Source organism: Sphingomonas sp. ASV193 (assembly GCF_040203355.1).
GTDB lineage: Bacteria > Pseudomonadota > Alphaproteobacteria > Sphingomonadales > Sphingomonadaceae > Sphingomicrobium.
In genome coordinates this window covers 305,385-327,184 of the sequence record NZ_JBEHBW010000003.1, presented here as the reverse complement: position 1 = coordinate 327,184, position 21,800 = coordinate 305,385, and the positions used below count along the sequence as shown (strand labels likewise).

At 67.4% G+C, this 21,800-nt stretch carries 25 protein-coding genes; 11 read left to right on the top strand and 14 right to left on the bottom strand.

Annotation, left to right across the window (positions count from 1 at the left end; genetic code table 11):
* Positions 1-34 precede the first annotated feature (34 nt).
* The gene (locus tag ABDK56_RS07885; protein WP_349807686.1) at positions 35-796 is read left to right on the top strand and encodes an SDR family NAD(P)-dependent oxidoreductase; all 762 of its coding nucleotides are present in this window, start codon (positions 35-37) and stop codon (positions 794-796) included.
* Positions 797-800: 4 nt separating this feature from the next.
* On the opposite strand, the gene ABDK56_RS07880 is transcribed toward ABDK56_RS07885, so the two are convergent.
* A complete protein-coding gene (locus tag ABDK56_RS07880) occupies positions 801-1,580 on the bottom strand; it encodes a Crp/Fnr family transcriptional regulator (protein WP_349807685.1) in 780 nt (259 codons plus the stop codon).
* Between the two features lie 174 nt (positions 1,581-1,754).
* On the opposite strand from ABDK56_RS07880, the gene ABDK56_RS07875 reads away from it, so the two are divergent.
* Complete coding sequence (locus ABDK56_RS07875) at positions 1,755-3,524, top strand: YadA family autotransporter adhesin (RefSeq protein ID WP_349807684.1); 1,770 nt, start codon at positions 1,755-1,757, stop codon at positions 3,522-3,524.
* Positions 3,525-3,543: 19 nt separating this feature from the next.
* Here the strand turns inward: ABDK56_RS07875 and ABDK56_RS07870 are convergent, their stop codons facing one another.
* The 9 genes from ABDK56_RS07870 to pyk are packed head-to-tail and all read right to left on the bottom strand — an operon-like array spanning position 3,544 to position 13,275.
* Positions 3,544-4,023, bottom strand: coding sequence for a DUF1440 domain-containing protein (locus ABDK56_RS07870; protein ID WP_349807683.1), 480 nt, complete (start codon positions 4,021-4,023; stop codon positions 3,544-3,546).
* 34 nt (positions 4,024-4,057) lie between these two features.
* A complete protein-coding gene (locus ABDK56_RS07865; RefSeq protein ID WP_349807682.1) occupies positions 4,058-6,094 on the bottom strand; it encodes an ATP-binding protein in 2,037 nt (678 codons plus the stop codon).
* The gene (locus tag ABDK56_RS07860; protein ID WP_349807681.1) at positions 6,076-6,912 is read right to left on the bottom strand and encodes an alpha/beta hydrolase; all 837 of its coding nucleotides are present in this window, start codon (positions 6,910-6,912) and stop codon (positions 6,076-6,078) included. Before ABDK56_RS07860 ends, ABDK56_RS07865 begins: the two co-directional genes overlap by 19 nt.
* Complete coding sequence (gene scpA / locus ABDK56_RS07855; RefSeq protein WP_349807680.1) at positions 6,909-9,020, bottom strand: methylmalonyl-CoA mutase; 2,112 nt, start codon at positions 9,018-9,020, stop codon at positions 6,909-6,911. Before scpA ends, ABDK56_RS07860 begins: the two co-directional genes overlap by 4 nt.
* A gap of 36 nt (positions 9,021-9,056) precedes the next feature.
* Positions 9,057-9,518: an OsmC family protein gene (locus ABDK56_RS07850; RefSeq protein ID WP_349807679.1), complete on the bottom strand. Its 462-nt coding sequence runs from the start codon at positions 9,516-9,518 to the stop codon at positions 9,057-9,059.
* Complete coding sequence (gene mce / locus ABDK56_RS07845) at positions 9,518-9,937, bottom strand: methylmalonyl-CoA epimerase (protein ID WP_349807678.1); 420 nt, start codon at positions 9,935-9,937, stop codon at positions 9,518-9,520. Before mce ends, ABDK56_RS07850 begins: the two co-directional genes overlap by 1 nt.
* Positions 9,934-10,293, bottom strand: a complete 360-nt coding sequence (locus tag ABDK56_RS13140) for a Rap1a/Tai family immunity protein (protein WP_502959279.1) — start codon at positions 10,291-10,293, stop codon at positions 9,934-9,936. Before ABDK56_RS13140 ends, mce begins: the two co-directional genes overlap by 4 nt.
* Positions 10,274-11,806, bottom strand: a complete 1,533-nt coding sequence (locus ABDK56_RS07840; RefSeq protein ID WP_349807676.1) for an acyl-CoA carboxylase subunit beta — start codon at positions 11,804-11,806, stop codon at positions 10,274-10,276. The genes ABDK56_RS13140 and ABDK56_RS07840 overlap by 20 nt, the downstream gene beginning before the upstream one ends.
* Positions 11,807-11,811: 5 nt before the next feature.
* Positions 11,812-13,275, bottom strand: coding sequence for a pyruvate kinase (gene pyk / locus ABDK56_RS07835; RefSeq protein ID WP_349807675.1), 1,464 nt, complete (start codon positions 13,273-13,275; stop codon positions 11,812-11,814).
* A 131-nt stretch (positions 13,276-13,406) separates the two neighbouring features.
* Between pyk and ABDK56_RS07830 the strand changes: the two genes are divergently transcribed.
* From ABDK56_RS07830 to ruvC, 3 genes are read left to right on the top strand one after another with little or no spacing between them, the layout of a single operon-like run.
* Positions 13,407-13,649, top strand: coding sequence for a DUF2312 domain-containing protein (locus ABDK56_RS07830; RefSeq protein WP_349807674.1), 243 nt, complete (start codon positions 13,407-13,409; stop codon positions 13,647-13,649).
* Positions 13,650-13,660: 11 nt separating this feature from the next.
* A complete protein-coding gene (locus ABDK56_RS07825; protein WP_349807673.1) occupies positions 13,661-14,404 on the top strand; it encodes a YebC/PmpR family DNA-binding transcriptional regulator in 744 nt (247 codons plus the stop codon).
* Between the two features lie 10 nt (positions 14,405-14,414).
* The gene (ruvC, locus tag ABDK56_RS07820) at positions 14,415-14,900 is read left to right on the top strand and encodes a crossover junction endodeoxyribonuclease RuvC (RefSeq protein ID WP_349807672.1); all 486 of its coding nucleotides are present in this window, start codon (positions 14,415-14,417) and stop codon (positions 14,898-14,900) included.
* Between the two features lie 3 nt (positions 14,901-14,903).
* On the opposite strand, the gene ABDK56_RS07815 is transcribed toward ruvC, so the two are convergent.
* Positions 14,904-16,361: a glycosyltransferase family protein gene (locus tag ABDK56_RS07815; protein ID WP_349807671.1), complete on the bottom strand. Its 1,458-nt coding sequence runs from the start codon at positions 16,359-16,361 to the stop codon at positions 14,904-14,906.
* Positions 16,362-16,440: 79 nt separating this feature from the next.
* Between ABDK56_RS07815 and ruvA the strand changes: the two genes are divergently transcribed.
* Genes ruvA through ABDK56_RS07785 form a run of 6 tightly spaced genes read left to right on the top strand, consistent with a single transcriptional unit; the run spans position 16,441 to position 20,715 of the window.
* Positions 16,441-17,037, top strand: coding sequence for a Holliday junction branch migration protein RuvA (gene ruvA, locus ABDK56_RS07810; RefSeq protein ID WP_349807670.1), 597 nt, complete (start codon positions 16,441-16,443; stop codon positions 17,035-17,037).
* 9 nt (positions 17,038-17,046) lie between these two features.
* Positions 17,047-17,454, top strand: a complete 408-nt coding sequence (locus ABDK56_RS07805) for a DUF3887 domain-containing protein (RefSeq protein ID WP_349807669.1) — start codon at positions 17,047-17,049, stop codon at positions 17,452-17,454.
* Entirely contained in the window at positions 17,451-17,855 is a 405-nt protein-coding gene (locus ABDK56_RS07800) for a GFA family protein (protein WP_349807667.1), read from the top strand. Before ABDK56_RS07805 ends, ABDK56_RS07800 begins: the two co-directional genes overlap by 4 nt.
* Positions 17,856-17,898: 43 nt before the next feature.
* Positions 17,899-18,456: a DUF4337 domain-containing protein gene (locus ABDK56_RS07795; RefSeq protein ID WP_349807665.1), complete on the top strand. Its 558-nt coding sequence runs from the start codon at positions 17,899-17,901 to the stop codon at positions 18,454-18,456.
* A gap of 51 nt (positions 18,457-18,507) precedes the next feature.
* On the top strand, positions 18,508-19,542 hold the full coding sequence (ruvB, locus tag ABDK56_RS07790; RefSeq protein WP_349807664.1) for a Holliday junction branch migration DNA helicase RuvB: 1,035 nt from the start codon (positions 18,508-18,510) through the stop codon (positions 19,540-19,542).
* Complete coding sequence (locus tag ABDK56_RS07785) at positions 19,543-20,715, top strand: DUF3089 domain-containing protein (protein WP_349807663.1); 1,173 nt, start codon at positions 19,543-19,545, stop codon at positions 20,713-20,715.
* On the opposite strand, the gene ABDK56_RS07780 is transcribed toward ABDK56_RS07785, so the two are convergent.
* Genes ABDK56_RS07780 through ABDK56_RS07770 form a run of 3 tightly spaced genes read right to left on the bottom strand, consistent with a single transcriptional unit; the run spans position 20,672 to position 21,766 of the window.
* Positions 20,672-20,881 (bottom strand): helix-turn-helix transcriptional regulator, encoded by a 210-nt coding sequence (locus tag ABDK56_RS07780; protein ID WP_349807662.1) that lies wholly within the window; start codon positions 20,879-20,881, stop codon positions 20,672-20,674. The genes ABDK56_RS07785 and ABDK56_RS07780 overlap by 44 nt on opposite strands.
* Complete coding sequence (locus ABDK56_RS07775) at positions 20,874-21,329, bottom strand: hypothetical protein (RefSeq protein ID WP_349807661.1); 456 nt, start codon at positions 21,327-21,329, stop codon at positions 20,874-20,876. The genes ABDK56_RS07780 and ABDK56_RS07775 overlap by 8 nt, the downstream gene beginning before the upstream one ends.
* Complete coding sequence (locus tag ABDK56_RS07770; RefSeq protein WP_349807660.1) at positions 21,326-21,766, bottom strand: hypothetical protein; 441 nt, start codon at positions 21,764-21,766, stop codon at positions 21,326-21,328. Before ABDK56_RS07770 ends, ABDK56_RS07775 begins: the two co-directional genes overlap by 4 nt.
* Positions 21,767-21,800 lie beyond the last annotated feature (34 nt).

The following is a 21,800-nucleotide window of genomic DNA, read 5'->3' as shown; positions in this document are numbered from 1 at the left end:
TCCGCCAATGCCCGATTGCAGCGAGGAGGATCGATTGGGCTGGGCAGCGGGCAGGCACGCATTGATCACCGGCGGCGGCAGCGGGATCGGCGCCGCGACGGCGCGCGCGCTCGCCGCCGAGGGCGCCAACGTCTCGCTGTTCGGTCGCCGGCCCGAGGCGATCGAGGCGGTCGCGGCCGAAACCGGCGGCCGCGCCTTTCCCTGCGACGTCGTCAATCGCGCCACCATGGAGGCCGCCTTCGCCGCCGCGCGCGCGGCAAACGGACCGTTCGACTATGTCGTGCTCAACGCGGGGATCGGCGACAGCGCACCGTTCCTGAAGACGCGGCGCGAAAGCTGGGACGCGATCATCGCCACCAATCTCACCGCGCTGTTCGACGGCGCGCAGCTCGCGCTCCCCGACCTCGTCGGCGATCTCGACAAAAGGCTGGTGATCGTCGCCTCGGTGGCGGGATTGAAGGGTGCGCCCTTCGCCGCGCCCTACGCCGCCTCGAAGCATGGCGCGGTCGGGCTCGCGCGGAGCCTCGCGGTCGAGTTCGCCGCGACCGGGCCGACGGTCAACGTGGTCTGCCCGGCGTTCGTCGACACGCCGATGGTCGACGACAGCGTGGCGCGCATCGCCCGCGCCGCGAAGCGCAGCGAGGACGAGGCGCGCGCCTCGCTCGCGGCGATGAATCGCAATGGCCGGCTGATTTCGTCCGAGGAGGTCGCGGCGGCGATCGCCTATCTATGCCATCCGTCGAGCCGGTCGGTCACTGGTGCGGCGCTGGCGATCGACGGCGGGACGACCGCCTGACGAGTCACGCGAAACCGATCAGCGGATCGTCCTCGCGCGGCGCGACCGCCTTGCCGAACGGCGCGATCTGGTCGCGATAATAGGCCTCGGCGAGCCCGTAGCTGCCGTCGGCGATCCTGAACAACCCGTCGCGGTCGAGGATCCGCGTCGCTCCGCGCAGGAGCTCGACCAGCCCTTCGCGCTTCATTTCCTGTAGCGCGTTGCTGGTCGTCGGACGCTGGGCGGAGATCATCATCGCCAGCATGTCGTGGGTGATCGTGATCGTGTCCCCCTCGATCCGGTCGTGACACATCAACAGCCAGCGGGCGAGCCGCTTGCGCACCGAGTCCTGGTCGCTGCTCATGATGTTGCAGCTGACCTGGGTGAGGAAGCTGTAGGCGAAGCGGACGATCGTTTCGCGCGCCGAGCGCGGGCCGTCGTCGACGATCGAATTGAATTCGCGCGCGCGGATCCGGCGACCGACGAGGTCGCCGACCTGCGAGACCATCGTCCGGCAGGCGCTGGGAACGCGAAGCAGGGCCCCGATCGGAAACATCCCTTCCGCGCCGATCAACCCGACTTCGGAAATGATCCCGGCGTCCGATCGCATCGCCTTGCTGGCGATGCCGCGGTCGACGACGAACACGTAGCTCCCGTCGAGCTCGGCAGTCGGAATCGCCGCGCCCGGCGGGTAGAAAAATTCAGATCCGGCGAGCCGGAGTTCGTTCCGGACCGCCGGGGTAAAGGTCTCGACGAGGCCGTTCACCACCGTTCTCCTGACCCGAGCGAGGTGGGAATAACGCATTTTGAAGCGGCAAGGAATAGTATATTGTAACCTAGGTTACAAAAATCCGACAACGACGAAGTATTCCTCAATACTTAACTCGAATCGTCTTTGTATCAATCAGTACCAAAGCAAATTTCACGATTAGAGGCGATTAATCTCCCAAGTTTTTTCCGTAATCAAACAGGGAGAGTAATGATGTTTAGTTATGATGTTACAGATCTTGATCTTCATGATGCCCTTTTTTCCAACTTCGTTTCGTCGCGGTATCGCCTGCTCGCCGGCGTTTCGGCTTCGCTGGTCGCCCTGCTTTCCGCGCAGCCCGCCGTCGCGGCGTCGCAGCCGACGCCGAGCACGCTCGTCAGCGTCTGTTCGGGCGTCAAGCTGCCGCCGTCGGTCGTCACCGGGATCATCGCGCCGGTGCTCATCGGGACGGTCGACCCGCTCGAAACGACGGTGAACGGGACACTGACCGCGCTCGGCCCGCTGCCGGGCATCATCGGCCTCCCCTCGCCGCTTAGCTTCGACACGACCGGTCTGCTCACCACGGCTGCGTCGGGCAGCGACATCAGCCTGTCGGTCGTTTCGCAGAACGGGACGCTGGTCGGCCCCTCCTCGCAGTGCGACGCCAGCGCGAGCAGCTACACGCTCGACACCCCGGCGGGCGTCTCGATCGGCGGCAACCAGATCACCGGTCTCGGCGCGACCGGCCAGCAGGCGGTCGCGGGCGAAATCAACTCGATCGCGATCGGCAACAATGCCGCCACCAACGCGCTGGCGACCAACTCGGTCGCGATCGGCACCGGGGCGAGCGTCGCGGCGACCGGAGCCAATTCGGTCGCGCTCGGCGCCGGCTCGATCGCCGACCGTCCGAACACGGTGTCGGTCGGCGCGGTCGGCAGCGAACGGGTCATCGCCAATGTCGCCGCGGGCACGCTCGCGACCGACGCGGTCAACCTCGGCCAGCTCACCGCCGCGACCCAGAACGCCGTCCAGTACGACGATTCGACCCACAGCACGGTGACCTTCGACGGCGTCGGCGGCACGACCCTCACCAACGTCAAGGCGGGCGCGGTCACCGCGACGTCCACCGACGCGGTCAACGGGTCGCAGCTCTATGCCGTTCAGACCCAGGTCGACGCCAACACAACGGCGATCGCCAATTTGACGACGACCACCAACAACAACACTACCGCGATCACCAACCTTACTACCCAGGTGAATGCCAACACCACGGCGGTGACCAATCTCACCACCCAAGTGAATGCCAACACCACGGCGGTCACCAACCTCCAGGTCGCGGTCGAGAACGGGGCGATCGGCCCGGTGCAGTACAGCAACCCGGCGACGCCGACCGTGCCCAACGGCGGCACGCCGACCAACGACGTCACGCTGGTCGGCGCGGCGGCCGGCGGCGTCGGTCTCCATAACGTCGCCGACGGGGTGATCGGGGCGGGCTCGACCGACGCGGTCAACGGCGGCCAGCTCTACGAGGCGATCCTCGGCGCCAATCCCAACGCCGTCCTCTACGACGACAGCAGCCATACCGCGATCACGCTTAATTCGGGCGGCGCGGCGACGACGATCCACAATGTGGCGGCCGGCACCGCGGCGACCGACGCGGTCAACGTCGGGCAGCTCAACGCGGTGTCGATGACCACGCTGAACAGCGCGAACAGCTATACCGACCTCAAGTTCAACCTGCTCGACCAGCAGGTCGCGCGGGTCGACCGCGATGCGCGGGCGGGAACCTCGGCGGCGCTCGCCGCGGCGGGCATGCCGCAGGCAATGGACCCGGGCAGGACGATGATCGCGGGTGGGGTCGGCACCTATCGCGGCCGGGTCGGCTTCGCGATCGGGGGATCCTACCGCGCGCCCAACGGCCAGTCGGCGTACAAGGTCGGCGTGACCTACGACAGCAGCAGCCACATCGGCGCGAACGCGGGGTTCGGCTTCGAATTCTGATCGACGCGAGCGAGGGCGTTCAGCGCCGGCGAAGCAAGCGCCGGACGCCCTCGGTCACCCCGCCGAAGACGAGGTGCGAGACGTAACCGTAAGCATGACTTTTTGCCGGCGCCTCGGTCGGCGCCGTGCCCAGCCCGGCCGCAGGCACCGCCAGTTCGTCGAAGGCCGTCGCCGCCGCCAGCGCGAAGCGGCTGCCAAACCCCTTCGTCACCCCTGGCCGATATTCGGCGACGAGCCCGTACGCCGTTCCGAGCGCCGCCCCGAAGAGATAATGCACGACCTGTCCGGCCTTTTGCTTGTTCGCCTTGGCGACATATTCGCCGGTGGCGGCGCGGCTGACCTTTTGCGCGGCCCTTACCGTCGCCGGGTCGCCGCCCTTGGGCATATCGACCTGCCGCGCCCACAGCGCCTGGAACCTGTCCATCGCAAAGCTGGCGACGAGGCCGCCGGCGAGCCCCGCGGCAGCGCCCTTCCACGCCGATCTGCCGTTCGCCTCCATGACCGCCCCAACGGTGAGGCGGCGGACATTGTTCCTATTCGAACTCGACGATCACCTGGTCGACGCTGAGGCTCTCGCCCGCCGCGACCGGGGTCGCCTTGACGGTGGCGGCCTTTTCGGCGCGCAGGATATTCTCCATCTTCATCGCCTCGACCACCGCCAGCGGCTGCCCCGCCTCGACGCTGTCGCCCGCCTTGACCTCGAGCCGCGAGAGCAGCCCCGGCATCGGCGCGAGCAGATATTTGCTGAGGTCGGGCGGCAGTTTTTCGATCATGTGCTGGGTAAGCGCCGCGACGTGGGGCGCCAGCACCGTCGCCCGGTGCTTCGCCCCGCGCGTGGTCAGCGTCCAGCCGCGCCCGTCGCGCGCGACCTGAACGACGCGGCGGCGATCGTCGAGGTCGGCGATCATCAGCCAATCCCCCGGCGCCCAGTCGCCGACCACGTCGATCTCGTCGCCGTCATCGACGCTGACGAGGTTGCCCCCGTCATAGGGCGTGACGGTGACCTCATGGTCGCGCTTGCCGAGGCGGACGATCTGCGTCGCGTCGGGAAACTGCTCGTCGCCGAGCTGCCCGTCGACCAGCGCAGCGCGGGTGCGCAGCGTCAGCTCGGCGATCGCGGCGAGCGCGGCGAGGTCGGTGGCCAGCGCCTCGTCGGTCGGCGCGCCGGCAAAGCCGTCGGGATATTCCTCGGCGATGAAGCCGGTGGTGAGCTCGCCCGAGCGGAAGCGCGGATGCTGCATGATCGCGCTGAGGAAATCGACGTTGTGGCCGAGCCCCTCGATGCGGAAGGCGTCGAGCGCCGCGACCTGCCGGTCCGCCGCCTCGTCGCGCGTGGCGCCCCACGTCACCAGCTTGGCGATCATCGGGTCGTAGAACATCGAAACCTCGCCGCCCTCGTAGACGCCGTCGTCGACCCGCACCCCGTCGATCCCGCGGCGCCCGTTGGCTGAGCCGTCGTCGGTCCAGCCCGGCACCGGCGGCTCGTATCGCACCAGCCGCCCGGTCGAGGGCAGGAAGCCGCGGTAGGGATCCTCGGCATAGACACGGTTCTCGATCGCCCAGCCGTCGATGCCGATATCGTCCTGCGTGAACGGCAGCTTCTCGCCGTAGGCGACGCGGATCATCTGCTCGACCAGGTCGATGCCGGTGATCGCCTCGGTCACCGGATGCTCGACCTGGAGGCGGGTGTTCATCTCGAGAAAGTAGAAGCTTTTCCCTGTCGGGTCCTTGCCCGACACAATCAGCTCGACCGTCCCCGCCGAATGATAGTCCACCGCCCGCGCCAGCGCGACGCACTGCTCGCCCATCGCTTTCCGCATTTCCGGCGTGACGAACGGCGACGGCGCTTCCTCGACCACCTTCTGGTGGCGGCGCTGGATCGAGCATTCGCGCTCGTTGAGGTAGAGGATGTTGCCGTGCTTGTCGCCGAGGATCTGGATCTCGATGTGGCGCGGGTCCTCGATGAATTTCTCGATGAACACGCGGTCGTCGCCAAAGCTGGCGAGGCCCTCGCGCTTGGTCGCCTCGAACCCCTCGCGGACGTCCTTCTCCGAAAACGCCAGCCGCATCCCCTTGCCGCCGCCGCCGGCGCTGGCCTTCATCATCACCGGATAGCCGATCTCGCCCGCGATCCGCACCGCATGCTCGGTGTCCGCGATCTCGCCGACGAAGCCTGGGACGACGTTGACCCCGGCCGCCTTGGCCAGCTTCTTCGACTCGATCTTGTCGCCCATCGCCGCGATCGCGCCGACCGGCGGCCCGATGAAGGCGATGCCCTCGGCGGCCAGCGCCTCGGCGAAGGTGGTCCGTTCGGATAGGAAGCCATAGCCCGGGTGCACCGCCTCCGCGCCCGTCGCTTTGCACGCGGCGATGATCTTGTCGGCGAGGAGATAGCTCTGCGCGGCGGGCGGCGGCCCGATATGCACCGCCTCGTCCGCCATCTTCACGAACGGCGCGCGCGCGTCGGCGTCGGAATAGACCGCCACCGTCGCGATCCCCATCCGCCGCGCGGTCTTGATGACGCGGCAGGCAATTTCCCCGCGATTGGCAATCAGGATTTTTTTGAACATTGGACCTCGAAACCGAACTCGGGCGGCGGTGGGCTCGCCGGGGGAAGAAGGAATTGCAGCGCCTGGGGCGACAGCTGCTGGTAAATCGTCGAATGGCCGAGGTCGAGCCGCTGGTTGAGGCAGCGCCGCCCGCCATGCGCGTCCAGACTGCCGAGAAAACGGTTCAGGCCGCCCGGCTCCTCGCTCGTCTCCCGAGCCCACGCGAGGTACAGCGGAGGCGTCGTCGCGCGACCCGCCAGCAGGCCCGCCGACACTTTCGACAGCGCCTCCTTGTCCCACCACAGGCTCGGGTCGATCGCGCCATAGGCGCCGAACAGCGCCGGCTGGCGCAGCCAGGTTTCGACGATGAACAGGCCGGCGAGCGATTCCCCGATCACGGCATCCTGACCGTTGGTGCGAAACCTGCGCGTGACGAACGGCTTCACGCGCTCGGCGATGAAGGCGCGGAACGCCGCCGACCCGCCGGCGGTCGGATATTTGCGGCGCGTTTCGGGGTCGCCGACCGGCCCCGTCAGCTCGCGGCGACGGTCCTTGGTTTCGATGCCGACCACGATCGCGTCGCGCGACCGGCCCCACGCCGCCCCCAGCTTCTCGACCCCGGCGATGTGGATCAGGTCCTGCGCCACCCCGCCGTCGATGATGTAAAGCACGGGATAGCGCGCGCCCGGCTTCGTCGCATAGCCGTCGGGCAGCACGACATTCACCGCATAGCGCCCGCCGAGCGTCGGGGCGGCCATCGTGTAACCTTGCCCGAGCACGATCGGCGTCCCCGCCGACGGCTGCGCAACCAGCGCCGCGAGCGCCGCCGCGATCATCATTCGACCGGCGGCTTGTTGTGCCCGAGCAGCCGAAGCACCTCGTCCGCCGCGTCGGCGAGGTTGGTGCCGGGGCCGAAGATCGCCTGCACGCCCGCCTTGCGCAGGAAGTCGTAGTCCTGCGGTGGGATAACGCCGCCGGCGACGACCTTGATGTCGGCGCGGCCCATGTCGCGGAGGTGGCCAATCAGCTCGGGGATCAGCGTCTTGTGCCCCGCCGCGAGGGAGGAGGCACCGACCACGTCGACGTTGTCGGCCACCGCCTGCTCGGCAGTTTCGCGCGGGGTCTGGAACAAGGCGCCCGGGATGACCTCGAAGCCCAGGTCGCCGAACGCCGAGCTGACGAGGTTGGCCCCCCGGTCGTGCCCGTCCTGCCCCATCTTGGCGACGAAGATGCGGGGCTTGCGGCCGAGCCGCGTCGCCACTGCCGCGGTCCCCGCGACCGCTTCCTTCCACCGCGCGTCGGCGCGCTGGCCGTAGATGCCGCTGACCGGCTCGGGCGTGGTCGCATAGCGCCCGAAGGCGCGTTCGAGCGCGTCCGAAATCTCGCCGAGCGAGGCGCGCGCCCGCGCCGCCTCGACCGACAGCGCGAGCAGGTTCGCGTTGCTGCGCGCCCCCGCCTCCAACGCGTCGAGCGCCGCGCGGCATGCCGCCTCGTCGCGGCTCCCGCGCATCGCCGCCAGCCGCGCGATCTGCCCGCCGCGAACCTTGTCGTTGTCGACCTCAAGAATGTCGATCTCGGGCTCCTCGGCCAGTCGATATTTGTTGACCCCGACGATCACCGTCTCGCCCGTATCGACCTTGGCCGCACGCTCGGCGGCGGCTTCCTCGATTCGCCGCTTCGGCAGTCCCTCGGCGACCGCCCTGACCATCCCGCCGTGCGCCTCGACCTCTTCGATCAGCGCCCAGGCGCGCGCCTCGAGCTCGCGGGTCAGCGCCTCGACATAATAGCTCCCGCCGAGCGGATCGGCGACCGCGGTCACCCCGCTTTCCTCGGCGAGGATCAGCTGGGTGTTGCGCGCGATCCGCGCCGAAAAATCGGTCGGCAGCGCGATCGCCTCGTCGAACGAATTGGTGTGGAGCGACTGGGTGCCGCCAAGCACCGCCGCAAGCGCCTCGATCGTGGTGCGGACGATATTGTTGTATGGGTCCTGCTCGGTCAGCGACACGCCGCTCGTCTGGCAATGGGTGCGCAGCAGCTTCGACTTCTCCGACTTGGCGCCGAGGTCGGTCATGATCCGCGCCCACAGCGTGCGCGCGGCGCGCATCTTGGCGACTTCCATGAACAGGTTCATGCCGATGCCCCAGAAGAAGCTGAGGCGCGGCGCGAACGCGTCGATGTCGAGGCCCGACTTCATCGCGGCGCGGACATATTCCATGCCGTCGGCGAGCGTGTAGGCCATCTCCTGCACCGCGGTCGCCCCGGCCTCGTGCATGTGGTAGCCCGAGATCGAGATGCTGTTGAATTTCGGCATCTCGGCGCTGGTGTAGGCGATGATGTCGCTGACGATCCGCATCGAGGGTTCGGGCGGGTAGATATAGGTGTTGCGGACCGCGAACTCTTTCAGGATATCGTTCTGGATCGTGCCGGTCAGCGCGGCACGCGGCACCCCCTGCTCCTCCCCCGCGACGATGTAGAACGCCAGCACCGGCAGCACCGCGCCGTTCATCGTCATGCTCACCGACATCTCGCCGAGCGGAATGCCGTCGAACAGCAGCTTCATGTCCTCGACGCTGTCGATCGCCACGCCCGCCTTGCCGACGTCACCCGCGACGCGCGGATGGTCGCTGTCGTATCCGCGGTGGGTGGCGAGGTCGAAGGCGACGCTCAGACCCTTCTGCCCGGCGGCGAGGTTGCGACGGTAAAAGGCGTTCGATTCCTCGGCGGTCGAGAAGCCCGCATATTGCCGGATCGTCCAGGGCCGCCCGGCATACATCGTCGCATAGGGCCCACGCGTGTAGGGCGCGACCCCGGGATAGCCGCTATCGCGCCCGTCCTCGGGGCCGTAGACGGTCTTGAGCGTAATATGTTCGGGCGTCTGGCGCGTCAGGTCGCGCCCCTTCGACTCCTTGTCGGCGAGGGCTTTCCAGGCATCGAGATCGTTCGACATGCGACCGGCCCTAGCGCCGCCGCGCGCGCCTGCCAATCAGGCGGGCTCGATCAGGATTTTCGCGCTGACCGAATTGGCGATGAAGCATTTGTCGTGCGCCGCCTCATGCAAGGCCATGATCGCCGCCGCGTCGGGCACGGGGTCGGCGAAGGCGATGCGCGGGTGCAGCGTCACCGTCTCGATCCGCACCTTGCCGTCCCCGCTCCGCACCAGCTTCGTCTCGGCGGTGTCGTCGTAGGCGATGACCGCGTGGCCGGCGTGCTTGGCGAGGTCGAGGAACCAGAGCATGTGGCAGCTGGCGATCGAGGCGAGGAAGGCTTCCTCCGGATCGACGCCGGCCGGGTCGGACCAGGGCGCTTTCACCACGTCGGGCGAGGCGCTCCCGGCGACCGCCGCGCCGCCGTCGAAATGGAAGGTGAAAGCGCGGCTGTAGCGGCCTTCGCGGAAGGCGGCGGGGTCGGGGTTCGACCAGGCGACGGTGGCGCTGTGCTTGGGCATCAATGTGCTTGGCGTGGCGTTTCCATAATTTCCGTCAGCACGCTGCCCATGTCCTTCGGGTGCAGGAAAAAGATCGGCGTTCCGTGCGCGCCGATGCGCGTCGGGCCGAGGATGCGCACGCCCTTGCCCTCGTACCAGGCGCGGGCTTCGTCGATGTCGGCGACCTCGAAGCAGAGGTGATGCTGGCCGCCGTCGGGATTGCGCTCGAGGAATTTCACGATCGGCGAGTCCGGCCCAAGCGGCTCGATCAGCTCGACCTGCATGTTCGGCGCATCGACGAAGCACACGCGCACCCCCTGCGCGGGAAGGTCGAACGGGTCATGCTCCGTCGTCGCCCCCATCGTCTCGCGATACAGCGCGACCGACTTCTCGATCGACGGGGTCGCCACCCCGACATGGTTGAGGCGTCCGAGTTTCATCGACTGATTTCGCAAGGAAAATAAAAGATCATTGCATTATAGACTGAAACAGTACCCGGATAATTTTGCTGATCTTCAGCTGATATCAGATATTCTACAACCTTTGATTTAACGTCGATGATCGAAATATCCTTTGGCAAGCACGCCATCGGATGATTGCTAGGAAATATAATCGTACGACCGTCGTAAACGGCCTTCAGATAGCCTTCGCATTCAGCAGTCAGAATTGCTTCGCTCGAAGTGCATAATTTAATCACGTCACGACCACTAAAGAAAGATCCTTCGCTCAGCTTTCGGTCCTCGAAAGTTGAGATTTGGGTCGAAAAGATTAGAACACTAAAGAGGAATGTTGTCATGCTTTTTCCACGGGTTCTCAAGCTGCTTGTCGCGAAGCTTGCGTAGCCCCAGCGCCACCCGCTTGCGCGTCGAGTGCGGGTAGATCACCTCGTCGATGAAACCCTTGCTTGCGGCCACGAACGGGTTGGCGAAGCGGTCTTCATATTCCTTGGTGCGCTCGGCGATCTTGTCGGGATCGTCCTTTTCGCTGCGGAAGATGATCTCGACCGCGCCCTTGGCCCCCATCACGGCGATCTCGGCGGTCGGCCAGGCATAGTTCAAGTCGCCGCGCAAATGCTTCGAGGCCATAACGTCATACGCCCCGCCATAGGCCTTGCGCGTGATCACCGTGATCTTGGGCACCGTCGCCTCGGCATAGGCAAACAGCAGCTTGGCGCCATGCTTGATGATGCCGTTATGCTCCTGCCCGACGCCGGGCAAAAACCCCGGCACGTCGACGAAGGTCACGATCGGGATGTCGAACGCGTCGCAGAAGCGGACGAACCGCCCCGCCTTTTTCGACGCGTTGATGTCGAGGCAGCCCGCCAGCACCGTCGGCTGGTTGGCGACGATGCCCACCGTCCGCCCCTCGACACGCGCGAAGCCGACGATGATGTTGCCGGCATGGTTCGGCTGGATTTCGAAAAAGTCGCCTTCGTCGGCCACCTTCCGGATCAGCTCGTGCATGTCGTAGGGCGTGGTCGCCGACGGCGGGACGAGACTGTCGAGGCTTTCCTCGAGCCGGTCCCACGGGTCCTCGGTCGGCCGCTCGGGCAAATCGTGCCGGTTCGACAGGGGCAGGAAGTCGAAGAAGTCGCGCGCCGCCAGCAGCGCGTCGATGTCGTTCTCGAACGCGACATCGGCCACGCCCGACTTGGTCGTGTGGGTGACCGCGCCGCCAAGTTCTTCCTGCGTCACCACCTCGTTGGTGACGGTCTTCACCACCTCGGGCCCGGTGACGAACATGTAGCTACTATCCTTCACCATGAAGATGAAGTCGGTCATCGCCGGCGAATAGACCGCCCCGCCCGCGCACGGCCCCATGATCAGCGAAAGCTGCGGCACGACGCCCGAGGCGAGTACGTTGCGCTGGAATACCTCGGCATAGCCGCCGAGGCTGGCGACGCCTTCCTGGATGCGCGCGCCGCCGCTGTCGTTGAGGCCGATCACCGGCGCACCGACCTTCATCGCCGCGTCCATCACCTTGCAGATCTTCTGCGCGTGACGCTCCGACAGCGAGCCGCCGAACACGGTGAAGTCCTGCGCGAAGACATAGACCAGCCGCCCGTTGATCGTGCCGCTGCCGGTGACCACCCCGTCGCCCGGGACGTGCTGGCTCTCCATCCCGAAGTCGACGCAGTTATGCTCGACATACATGTCGACTTCCTCGAACGAGTCGGGGTCGAGCAGGACCGAGAGCCGTTCGCGCGCGGTCAGTCGCCCCTTGGCGTGCTGCGCGTCGATCCGCTTCTGCCCCCCGCCGAGCCGCGCCGCGTCCCGCCGTGCCTCGAGTTGGTCGATCTTGGTCGCCATTGCGATCAGCCCTCGTTGAGGTAGGTTTCGAGCTCGTCGCCGTCGAGCCGGACGATATGGATGACGTTGGTCGAGCCGCTGGTCTTGAACGGCACGCCGGCCATGATCACGACCCTATCGCCCGCCCCGGCGAGGTGGTGGCGGAGCGCCATCCGCCGCGCCTTGCCGACCATTTCCTCGAAGCTTCCGACGTCGCGGGTGTGGACCGCGTAGACCCCCCACTGGAGTCCCAGCCGCCGCGCCGCCTTGATGCTGCTGGTCATCGCCATGATCGGGACTCGCGGCCGCTCGCGCGCGATCCGCCGCGCGGTCGAGCCCGACGCGGTGTAGCAGGCCATCGCCACCGCGTTGACCGTCCGCACGATGTCGCGCGCCGAGCGCGCCAGCGCGTCGGCGGTAGTCGCCTGCGGGGGAGTCTCGGTAAAGTGGATCCGGCCGTAGAAGGCCGGGTCGGTTTCGACCGACACGGCGATCCGGTCCATCATCGTGACCGATTCGACCGGGTAGGCGCCCGCCGCGCTTTCGGCCGACAGCATCACCGCGTCGGCGCCGTCGTAGATGGCGGTGGCGACGTCGCTGACCTCGGCGCGGGTCGGAGTCGGCGACACGATCATCGATTCGAGCATCTGGGTCGCGACCACTACCGGCTTGCCCGCCTGCCGCGCGGCGGCGACGATCCGGTTCTGCAGCGGCGGCACGCTCTCGGGCGGTAGCTCGACGCCGAGGTCGCCGCGCGCGACCATCACCGCGTCGGCCAGCTCGAGGATTTCGCCCAACCGCTCGATCGCCTGCGGCTTTTCGATCTTGGCCATCACCCCGGCCCTGTCGCCGACCAGCTTCTTGGCCTCGGCGACGTCCTCGGGCCGCTGGACGAACGACAGCGCGACATAGTCGGTATGCTGCGACAGCGCGAAGGCGAGGTCGTCGCGGTCCTTTTCGGTCAGCGCCGGGATCGGCACCACCACGTCGGGGACGTTGACGCCCTTGTGGTTGCTGACCTTGCCGCCGACCATCACCTCGGCCTCGATCCGCTCGGGCGTGACCTTGGTCGCCTTCAGCCGCACCTTGCCGTCGTCGATCAGCAGCCGGTCGCCGGCCGACAGCGTGTCGAACAGCTCGGGATGCGGAAGCTCGACCCGCTTGTCGCTGCCGAGCGCGGGATCGCGGTCGAGGACGAACTTCTGCCCTTCCTTCAGCATCGCGCTGCCGCCCTCGAAATCGCCGACGCGAAGCTTCGGCCCCTGCAGGTCGAACACGATCGTGGTCGGCCGACCCAGCTTCTTCTCGAGCCCGCGGATCGCCTCGACCAGCTTGGCCTTTTCGGCCTGGGTGCCGTGGCTCATGTTGATGCGGAAGGCGTCGGCGCCGACGGTCATCAGCGTCTCGATCATCGCCGGGGTCGAGGAGGCGGGACCGAGCGTCGCCAGCACTTTGACCTTACGGCCGCGGGGGCTCATCGCGATCGACATGTTTTCCTTACGTAACCGGGGCGGGAAGTGGGCTGGCCTAGTCGCTTGGGCCAGTGGGTTCAACCGGGTTGAGCGCCGGGGCGCCCTCGCCTATCGAGCGGCCAACCCAGGGAATCGGAGCAAGGACCCCCATGAGTGACGGTAATGTGTCGGCCGACCAGCTGCGCCTGTTCATTGAGCGCATCGAGCGGCTCGAGGAGGAAAAGAAGGGCATCGCCGACGATGTGAAGGACGTCTATGCCGAGGCCAAGGCCAACGGCTACGACACCAAGACGATGCGATCGATTGTCCGGCTTCGCAAGATGGAAAAGAACGCGCGCGACGAGATGGACGCGCTGCTCGAAACCTACCGCAACGCCCTCGGCATTTCCTAAGGAGCTCGGCGATGGCCGGCCATTCCAAATATAAGAACATCATGTATCGCAAGGGCGCGCAGGACAAGAAGCGCTCGGCGATGTTCTCCAAGCTCAGCCGCGAAATCACCGTCGCGGCGAAGATGGGGTTGCCCGATCCGGACATGAATCCGCGGCTTCGCGCCGCGGTGCTCGCCGCCAAGGCGCAGTCGATGCCCAAGGACAATATCCAGCGCTCGATCGACAAGGCGTCGATGGGCGACATGGCGAATTACGAGGAGGTCCGCTACGAGGGCTACGGCCCCGGCGGGGTCGCGCTGATCGTCGAGGCGCTGACCGACAACCGCAACCGCACCGCCACCAACATCCGCACCGCGTTCAGCAAGAACGGCGGCAACCTCGGCGCGTCGGGAAGCGTTAGCCACGGCTTCGAGAGGCTCGGGCTGATCGAATATCCGGCCAGCGCGGGCGACGAGGACAAGGTGATGGAAGCGGCGATCGAGGCCGGCGCCGACGATGTCGAGAGCGACGAGGGCGGCCACCGCATCTGGACCCCGGTCGAGGGCATGCACGACGTCGCGAAGAGCCTCGAGGGCGCGCTCGGCGAGGCCGAGGCGGTCAAGCTGGCGTGGAAGCCGGGGCTCGAGGTCTCGGTCGCGGGCGACGACGTCGCGACGCTGATGAAGCTGGTCGACACGCTCGAGGACGACGACGACGTCCAGACCGTGTGGGGCAATTACGACATCTCCGACGAGGAGCTGGAGAAGCTCGGCTGACCCCGCGCCGATGATCATTCTCGGCCTCGACCCTTCGCTCAGCAGCACGGGCTGGGGGCTGATCCGCGCCGAGGGCAATCGCCTGTCGCACATCGCCAACGGCCAGCTGAAGACCGCGACCACCGAGCCTCTCCCGGCGCGCCTGTCGCACCTCGCGACCCAGCTCGAGGCGCTGCTGGCCGACCGTCCCGCCGATGCCGCGGCGGTCGAGGAAGTGTTCGTCAACAAGAACGCCCAGTCGACGCTCAAGCTGGCGCAGGCGCGCGGGGTGGTGCTGATGATCGCCGCGCGCGCCGGCCTCGACCCGACCGAATATGCCGCGCGGCTGGTCAAGAAGGCGGTGGTCGGCACCGGAGCGGCGGAAAAAGTGCAGGTCCACGCGATGGTCCAGCTGCTGCTCCCCGGCGCGGCGATCGCCGGCCCCGACGCCGCCGACGCGCTCGCCATCGCCATCACCCACGCGCATCACCTCGCCAGCGCACGGCGCGGGGGCTGAACCTCACATCCCGCGGCTGTCGAGCTGTTCCTGGAACAGGTGCGGCCGCGCCTGCCCGATCGCGTCGCAGCCGCCCGGCCGACGATAGGCGCAGAGACGGTGGTCGTCGTTCCCGACGCAGCGCCCGGCGACCCAGGGCGCAGCGGGCGGCCCCTCGATCGCATAGTCGAGCATGGCATTGGCCGCGCGAAGCGGCGCGGCGGGCCGCGGGGGGTGGGGCCGGTCGAAGGTGACCGGCGGGCCGCCCGTCGGCAGGAGGTAGATCGGCTTGGACGATTGCACCATCGCGCGTCCGAAATAGAAATATTCCTCGCCGGGAATGACCAGCCCGCACACCGCCGGGTCGGCGATGACCGCGCGCGCCAACCGCGTCCGCGCGCCGTTTTCGCGAAAATCGACCCAGTAATAGGGGATCAGCCACAGGCTCGCCGACGCGGCGGCCCACGCCGCGACGAGCCGAACGAGGGTCCAGCGCCGCATTAGGTCGACCGATCCGAGCGCGGCGACGATGAGCAGCGGCTGGGTGGTCAGCAGCAGGTAGCGCTGCTCTTTGTGCCCGACAAATTGATGAAGCACGAGGTTTGCCAGTGCCGCGATGACCAGCGCTGGTTCACGTCGCCAACCCTTAATCGCTAGAAAGATTACTAGAAGTGAAGGAATTCCCCACGCCTGAGGCCAGGTCAGCAGGTAAGTCCAAGGGCTAACGCCCCCAATTTCTTTCATCCGCCCCGCGACGATGTTGAACTGATAGTTCCGCCAAATCCAAGTGTAGGGAATTTGCCCACCGGACAGATCAAACAGTCCGCCAGTCGCGATCACCGGTATCGCCCCCGCCGCCAGCCAGCCCCACGCCCGCCGGTCGCGGCCCGCCGCGACGAGCGCCCATGCCAGCAGCGCCGGGCCCGACTGGAAACGGAACACGCAGGCGGCCGTCATGAGCGCGCCGACCGCCGCGATCCGCCAGCGCGTCGCGTCGCGTCGAAACAGCGCTGCGCCCGCCAGGAACGCCGCCACCGCGACAATTTCGCTCAGCGTCTGGACCGAAAACATCACGCTTTCGGTCCACACCGCCATCGCCGCCATCGCGACGATCGCGTGCCGCGGCGAATGACGCCGCCCGATCCGCCACGCCGCGACCACCGGGACCAGCCCGATTCCCGCGATCAGCGCGCGCGGCAGGACGAGGTAGGCGATCCCGCCCGGATCGATCGCCCTGCCCAGCGCCATCGGTCCGGCAAGCAGCCACGGCATCGCCATGTTGCGGATCCTGAAGCGATATTCCCACGGCACGATGCCGTCGCCGAACACGATCCGGTAAGCCTGCTCGACATATTGGAACAGCTCGTCGGGATGGTGCGCTGACCATGGGTTGAACGCGAGGGCGCGAAGCAGCGCGGCGATCGCGAGCAGGGCCCAGAACCAGCGTCGCGCGCCATGCCGATCGAAGCTGTGCGCCCGCATCGCCCGGCTTGTTCCCGACGCGGCGGCCGCGCGCAAGAGCGCTTGCACCGGGTCGCGCTCGGCCCCAAGACTTTACGGCATGATCGCGCGCCTCGCCGGAACCCTCATCGAAACCGCCGCCGACCACGCCATCGTCGATGTCGGCGGGGTCGGCTACCTCGTTCAGCTGTCGGCGCGTACGCTCGACGCGCTCGGCCCCGCCGGGGGGGGAGTGACGCTGCTGACCGAACTGCAGGTGCGCGAGGACGGGTGGATGCTGTTCGGCTTCGGTACCGCCGGCGAGCGCGAGGCTTTTCGCGCGCTGACCGGCGTTCAGGGGGTCGGCGGGCGGGTCGCGCTGGCGATCCTCGGCGTGCTCGACCCGGCCGAGCTTGCCGCCGCCGTCTCGCGCGGCGACAAGGCGATGGTGGCGCGCGCCAACGGGGTCGGCCCCAAGCTGGCGCAGCGGATCGTCAACGAGCTCGCGGGCAAGCTCGGCAGCCCCGCGCTCGCCGGGACCGCCGGCGCCCCCGCGCCCCGCGGCGGCGCCGCGCACGATGCGCTCTCCGCGCTCGCCAACCTCGGCTTCAAGCCCGCCGAGGCGAGCGCGGCGGTCGCGGCGGCGGTCGAGGAACTCGGCGACGGCGCCGGCCTCGACGCGCTCGTCCGGCTGGCGCTCAGGAAGGCGGCGAAATAGGAGATGGAAATGAGAAAAGCTCTTTTGACGGCGTCCCTGTTATTCGTGGCGGCTTGCTCGCCGAGGGCCGATATGGCCGCCGGCGAGAAGGGTGTCGAGGCGTTCCATGCCGCCTTGAACGCGGGCAAATTCGATCAGATCTACGCTTCGTCAGATGCCGAAATGAAAGCGTCGACCACAACGGACGCGATGAGAAAGCTCCTCGACGCGATCCATCGCAAACTCGGAAACTTCGAGAGCGGCAAGACCGTCGGATGGAACGACAACAGCACGACGAATGGACATTTCCTGACCTTGAACCGCAACGCGCAATTCGAACGCGGCACGGCGAAGGAGCAATTCGTCTTCAGGATCAACGGCAGTCATTCGACGCTGGCGGGCTACAACATCAACTCGAACGAATTGATCACCAATTGACTGCCACCGATCCTCCTCATTCCGCCGCCTGCCGCTGCGGCCAGCTTCGCGCCGACGCCAGCGGGACCCCGGTCCGCATCTCGACCTGCCATTGCCTCGATTGCCAACGCCGGACCGGCTCGCCGATGAACGCGCAGGTGCGGTTCGACGCCGCGGACGTCACGACACACGGCGCCTCGAACATCTGGCATTTTACCGGGCCGAGCGGCAACGGCACCGACTTCCATTTCTGCCCAACCTGCGGCTCGACCGTCTATTTCGTCTCCGACCATTCGCCGGGCACGGTCGCGATCCCGCTCGGCTGTTTCGACGATCCATTCGCCTTCGCGCCGACCGTCTCGGTCTACGAGAATCGCAAGCATCCGTGGATCGAGATCGTCGGCGACATCGAGCACGACTGACCGTTCATCGGCGCGACAGCATCGCGGTCGCACCGCGCGGCGCATGGAACTCGAAGTCAGCGCCGAGGCCAAGGACAAGGCCCTCAATCGCCGGATCGCGATCACCGTCGTCCTGCTATCGGTGTTCATGGCCTTCGCGGGGATCAAGGACCGGAACATCACCAAGGACATGAGCCGCGACCAGGCGCAGGCGATCGACCTGTGGAACGAATATCAGGCGACCAAGACCAAGCGCCACCTGTCGCAGGCTTCGGCCGACGAGATCGCCGCGCTCAGCACCGACCCGGCGCGAAGCGCTAAACTGGTCGCCGCCGACACGAAGGACGTCGCCAAATATGCCGCCGAGGAGCCTCGGCTCGCCCGGCAGGCGACCGCCGCGCAGGAGGATTACGACCGGCTCGACCAGCGCCACGACCAGTTCGACCTTGCCGACGCGGCGATCACCACCGCCATCTCGGTCGCGGCGGTGACCGCGCTCATCGAGCTGCCGTGGCTGCTGTTCGTCACCTGGGCGTTCGGCGCGTTCGGGGTGGCGATGGGGCTGGCGGGCTTCCTGTCGATCGATCTCGGGCTCGACCGGATCGCCGGCTTTCTGGCCTGACCGGCGTGCAAAACGCTTCCCTCGGCGCGGGGGTTCGATAAGGTCGCGGCGATGGCCACCGACCCAGCCCGCCTCACCACCCCCGAACGCACGTCGGAAGACGCCGACGCCGCGCTTCGGCCCAAGAGCCTCGACGAATTCGTCGGGCAGCAGGGCGCGCGCGAGAACCTTCGCATCTTCGTCGCCGCCGCCAAGGCGCGCGGCGAGGCGCTCGACCATGTGCTGTTCTTCGGGCCGCCGGGGCTCGGCAAAACCACGCTCGCGGGGATCCTCGCGCGCGAGATGGGGGTCGGCTTTCGCGCCACCAGCGGCCCGGTGATCGCCAAGTCGGGCGATCTCGCCGCGCTGCTCACCAACCTCGAGGACGGCGACGTCCTGTTCATCGACGAAATCCACCGGCTCAACCCGGCGGTCGAGGAAGTGCTCTACCCGGCGATGGAGGATCGCGCGCTCGACCTGATGATCGGCGAGGGGCCGTCGGCACGCAGTGTCCGCATCGACCTGCCCAAGTTCACGCTGGTCGGCGCGACGACGCGGCAGGGGCTCCTGACCACCCCGCTGCGCGACCGCTTCGGAATCCCGGTCCGGCTCAACTTTTACACCGTCGCCGAGCTCGAGCAGGTCGTCGCGCGCGCCGCCCGCCTGCTCGGCGCGCCGGTGACCGAGGACGGCGGGCGCGAGATCGCCCGGCGCAGCCGCGGCACCCCGCGCATCGCCGGGCGGCTGCTCCGCCGGGTGCGCGACTTCGCCCATGCCGCCGGGGCGAGCGAAATCGATGCCGCCACCGCCGACCGCGCGCTCCACCGGCTCGAGATCGACGGGCTCGGGCTCGACGCGATGGACCGGCGCTACCTCACCATGATCGCCGAGCTCTACAACGGCGGCCCGGTCGGGATCGAAACGCTGGCGGCGGGGCTCAGCGAGCCGCGCGACACGATCGAGGAAGTGATCGAGCCCTATCTCATTCAGCTTGGCCTCATCGCCCGCACCGCACGAGGGCGCTGCCTGAACGGGCGCGGCTGGACCCACCTCGGCCTCGACCCGCCTTCGGGCAGCCAGAATGGATTGTTCGATCCGGAGAGCTGAGTGACGCGTTTCCTATTGCCGATCGCGGCCAGCGTCGGGGCGTTGGCCGCCCTCCCCGCCGCGCTCAGCGCCCAGCCCGTCGACTATTCGAAGGCGTCGAGCTGGATCTGCCGCCCCGGCCGCGCCGACACCTGCTCGACCCCGCAGCCGACCGCCGCGCTCAACCCGAACGACTATGGCCCGGTCCGCCTATCCGCCGTGGCGAAGGCCGATACGGGGATTGACTGCTTCATCGTCTACCCGACGGTGTCGAACGATCCGGGGATGAACAGCGACCTCGCCCCGTCGAAATATGAGGAAATCGCCTCGGTCGAGGCGCAGTTCGCGCGCTTTTCGGGCGTCTGCCGGACCTATGTCCCGCTCTACCGGCAGATGACCACCAACGCGGTCGCCGCCGCCGCGATCGGGCTCGACGTGACCGAGCCCGCGCTGCTCGCGCTCGGCGACGTCCGCGCGGCGTTCCGCTACTATCTCGACCACGACAACCACGGCCGCCCGTTCGTGCTGATCGGGCACAGCCAGGGCTCGCTGATGCTCGACCGGCTGATGGCGGCCGACATCGACGGCAAGCCGGTGCAGAAGCAGCTGCGGCTGGCGATCGTCCCCGGCTTCAACGTGATGGTGCCGCAGGGGCGGCTGGTCGGCGGCACCTTCCGGTCGATCCCGCTGTGCGGGCGGCCGGGCGAGACTGGCTGCATCCTGACCTGGACCAGCTATCGCGAGCGCAACGTGCCGCCCGAGGGCGCGCTGTTCGGCATCGCCGACAAGCCGGGGATGACGGTCGGCTGCACCAACCCCGCGCGCCCCGGCTCGACCGAGTGGGAGCCGCTCGACAGCATCTTCGATACGAGCTGGCGCTACCCGGTTCCCGGCGGCCCGATCAGCTGGTCGAGTGCCGGAGCGCCCCCGGCGGAATATCTGAGCGTCTCGGGCCTGCTCTCCGCCCGCTGCGTCAACGACGGTCCGCGTGGCTATCTGTCGGTCCGCACCAACGCGGACCCGAACGACAAGCGCACCGACCGAGTCGGCGGCGAGGTCGGCGTAATGGGCTTCTTCCTGCCCGGCTGGGGGATGCACCTGATCGACGTCAACGCCGCGCTCGGCAACCTCGTGGAAACCGTCGGCGCGCTCAGCCCCGCTCGATCCAGAACAGGTCCGCCGGCCCAACGCTGAGCGCCTCGGAGAGCTTCAGCGCGAGCAGCGCCGAGGGCACGAAGACCCCGTTCTCGACCGTGTTGACGGTCTTGCGCGTCACCCCGCACCGCTCGGCCAGCTCGGCCTGGGTCAGCCCAAGCTCAGTCCGCCGCTCCTTGATCCGGTTAGCCAGCCGGTCATTCATCCTCGTCGGGCTCGCGGCGATTGAGCCAGGCATAGCGAACGGACGCGATGAGCAGCACGCTGTTGACCAGCGCATAGACCGCCACGCCAGCGTCCAGCGGGCGCCACCGATGAAGGCCGGCAAGCCCGATCCCGATCACGACCAGCGCGATCACGCCCCACCGCATCGCGTCGGCCGACGTTTCCCGGTGCCACTCGTCGTTGAGCAGCGCATTGTCCCGATCGCTGAGCCAGCGGTAACGCATCCCGATCAGCATGCTGAGGATGGTGAGCGAGACGGCCGCCCACGCAAGCATCGAAACCGTGCCGGAAAAAGGGTCCGACGCACCGAAGATGGCGAAGCCCTGCTGGATAATCACCAGCGGCATAATCCAGATCAGCGTGCGGCGACTGCGCTGGACATCCTCGGCGGTCGGCGTATCGAAGCGGGGAAGCTTGCGGTAGCTCATTGGGCCGCGCGCCTTTCGAGCATGCCAAAGCGGATCAGGGCGGCGGCGATGCCGAACGAGACGATGAGATGGATGGCCTCCTGGGCGCTGATGTCGAGAACGGAAACGAACGGGTAAAGTCCGATGCCGACTGCCATCGCAAACAGAAAGCCGGTGCCGATCGCCGAGGCGCGATGGGCCCGGGTGGATTCGTCGTCCAGCATCGCCCGCACTTCACGCGATCGGAGCCAGAAGCCGCCGGTGACAAGCGCCAAAAGCAGCACCGCCGACATCATTACCCACGCGCCGACCCGGACATGATCGACTGGGCGCCCGGTTTCGGTTTGGCTGAAATAGGCGGCCTGTTGGGCAAGATAGAAAATCGCAAGCACCGGCAGCATCCGCGCCCGTCGGCGACTTAGTCGCTCAGCCTGGGCTGATAATGTCGATTCGGTCATGCGCGGTCCCCTGATGTAACCTCTAGGTTACTGG